At 63.8% G+C, this 2,813-nt stretch carries 3 protein-coding genes; all 3 read right to left on the minus strand.

Features of this window, described 5'->3' with window-relative positions; translation table 11 throughout:
* Window positions 1-48 precede the first annotated feature (48 nt).
* From WB528_RS04820 to WB528_RS04830, 3 genes are read right to left on the minus strand one after another with little or no spacing between them, the layout of a single operon-like run.
* The gene (locus WB528_RS04820) at window positions 49-813 is read right to left on the minus strand and encodes an ABC transporter ATP-binding protein (protein WP_423887287.1); all 765 of its coding nucleotides are present in this window, start codon (window positions 811-813) and stop codon (window positions 49-51) included.
* Entirely contained in the window at window positions 810-1,676 is an 867-nt protein-coding gene (locus WB528_RS04825; protein WP_423887288.1) for an ABC transporter permease, read from the minus strand. The genes WB528_RS04820 and WB528_RS04825 overlap by 4 nt, the downstream gene beginning before the upstream one ends.
* Window positions 1,677-1,696: 20 nt before the next feature.
* Window positions 1,697-2,734 carry an ABC transporter substrate-binding protein gene (locus WB528_RS04830; RefSeq protein WP_423887289.1) on the minus strand — a complete coding sequence of 346 codons (1,038 nt, stop codon included), beginning with the start codon at window positions 2,732-2,734 and terminating at the stop codon, window positions 1,697-1,699.
* Between the last annotated feature and the right edge of the window lie 79 nt (window positions 2,735-2,813).

Below are 2,813 nucleotides of genomic sequence, written 5' to 3' on the forward strand. Positions count from 1 at the left end.
ACACAGTATTGCGCGATTTTGCCCGCAGTGGTGAACCAGACCTTCTCTTTATTTCCGTGCTCGACGCAATTCCAGTTCTCTCCGGTGATCGTTGAACGATGGTGACGTCGGATCGCGGGGCCGAGGAAGTTTTATTTCCACATCGGCCTTCAATCGCCCGGGGAGCGCCGTCATGGCGATGACGCGGTCCGCCAGCAGCACCGCCTCCTCGACGCTGTGCGTGACGAAGAAGACCGTCTTGCGGGTTTCCATCCACATCCGTGCGACCTCCTGCTGCAGGCGGGCGCGGGTCTGCGCATCGAGCGCGGCAAAAGGTTCGTCCATCAGAAGGATTTTCGGGTCGTTGACCAGCACGCGCGCGATCGCCGCCCGCTGGCGCATGCCGCCCGACAGCTCGTGCGGGTACCTGTTCTCGGCGCCTGCAAGCTTCACCATGTCAATTGTCCGATCAGTGATTTCGCGAACGCGCGGCGCCGGAATGCCGCGTTCGCGGGGGCCGTATTCCACATTCTGCCGCAGCGTCAACCAGGGAAACAGCGCGTATTCCTGGAACACGACGCCGCGATCGGCGCCCGGACGCTCGATCGCCTCGCCTTCGAGCAGGACCTCGCCGCTGCTCGGCCGCTCGAAGCCGGCCAATAGGTTGAGCAGCGTCGTTTTTCCGCAGCCGCTCGGTCCGATGACAGTGACGAACGCTCCGCGCTCGATCTCCAGCGATATGTTATCGAGCGCGTGCACGAGCCGGCCTTCGCGGGCATCGCGAAAGCTCTTGTAGACATTGCGGAAGGCGATGAACGGAGCCTGATTGCTCATTGGCCCATGCTCCCCGTCTGCCAGCGGAGAATCCGCCGCGCCAGCAACGAGATCAGGCGGTCTGATGCGAGGCCAAGGCCGCCCACGCTTACGATCGCGGCGAGGATGAGATCCAGCCGGCTGAACTGATACGCCGACCACAGCGCGTAACCGAGACCGCCCTGCACGGCCAGCATCTCGGCGACGATGACAAGGACCCAGGCCAAACCGAGTCCGACGCGCAGACCTGTAAAGATGGAGGGAAGCGCGGCGGGCAGCACCACGCGCAGCAGCAACTTCCGCGGCGGCGTGCCGAGCATGCGCGCGGCGCGAATGAGGATACGCGGCGTCTGCCGCGCGCCTGCCGCGACATTGACGACGATGGGAAAGAACGACCCGAACGCGATCAGGAAGATCGCCGCCGATTCGTGAATGCCGAAAAGGAAGACGGCGAACGGCACCCAGGCGGTCATCGGCACCGCCCGCAGGAAGTTGATCGTTCCGTCGAAAAGGTCCTCGACAACGGCATACCAGCCGATCAGCACTCCGAGCGAAACGCCGGCGGCGGCGGCAATCGCGAAGCCGGCCGCAACGCGTTCGAGGCTCATGAGGAGGTAAAGGACCCACGTGCCCGAATACCAAGCGAGCGCCTGGCGCGGACCGAAAATCCACTCCCACCAGGCGGCGGCGACGGCGAGCGGTGATGGCAGCGAGGCGCTCGACACCCACTGCGCCGCGGTGACGGCTTCCCAGGCAATGAGGATGGCCGCCGGCAGCGCGATGCGACGCGCGAGGCGCCAGATCTTCCTCCGCGCAGCGTCTGCCGTTGCGTCAAACTGCGGGGCTTTTGGCCCGACCCGAACGAGGCCCGCGGGTTGCGACAACGAAGCTGGATGCATATCCGTCAGCGACGGACCAGTTTCTGCGCCGCCGGCGGCGTGCCGGTGAGCTCGGCCTGCGTTTTGCCCGTCGCGCGCATCAGCGGTCCAAAATCAATGACGGACGCCACTTTGTCCGAAACATCCGACTTCGTATAGCCGAATCGGGGTCCTAGTTTTGCCGCCGCGGTGATCGCGTTCACGTCGATCGTTTCGCTGAAGTAGAGATTGCGGAAGGCTTCCTGCGCGACCTCCGGCTTGATGCCCGCCAATTGCGTCGCGACCTTCACGAAGGCTGCTTCGTTCTGCATTTCATGGACGCTGTCGAGATACGCCTTCATGAAATTCAGAGTGAGCGCCTTGTCGCTCAGGAACGCGGTGTTGGCCAAAATGCCCCCGTTGGCGGGACCCAGAGAGCAAGCGCCGATATCCAGCTTGGGCGGATAATAGCCGATCCCTTCCACCACCACTTGGTCAGTCATGGGCGCGAACAGCACGAAGCCGTCGAGATCGCCCTTGCGCAACGCCTCGAGCGCCGTTGCGCCGACCGAAACGTTGACGATCTTGATCTTGTCCAGATCGGCGCCGCCCTCCTGCGCTGCGACCAGAAACAGCACGCGCGCATACGTTCCCGGCACCACGCCGATGGTCTTGCCTTCCAGCGCCTTCCACGTGTCTGCCGTCACGCCCTTGCGCAGGACGAGATTCTGGCCGCCGAATTGCTGGCCGGAAATGTAGCGGAGATTGGTAATCCCCTGGTCGGCGACGATCGCCGGATTGTTGATGCCGGTGGTGGCGAGCTCGGTCTGGTTGTTCTGGGCGGCTCGCTGCTGGTCGGCGTAGGTGAAGAGCACCGACATCTGGACGCGGAAGCCATAACGCGCGGCATGGTTCGAAACGTTCCAGATCGGGGCGGAGACCACCCCGCGCGAAGCCGCGATCTGCACGACCGGATCACCCGCCGCCCGCGCCAATCTCACCATTGCGCCGGCGCAGGCCGTCCCGAGCGCGGCTTTGAGGAAGCTGGCCCGGCTCCACAGAACAGAAGAACGGTCACTTGTCATAGGTTGCTCCGACACGATGCTCCCCACTGCTCAAAAGTTGCTCTGTGATCCGCTCAAGTAATTCGCCCTCACGCTAGAC

The organism is Bradyrhizobium sp., from assembly GCF_049586575.1.
Taxonomy (GTDB): domain Bacteria; phylum Pseudomonadota; class Alphaproteobacteria; order Rhizobiales; family Xanthobacteraceae; genus Bradyrhizobium.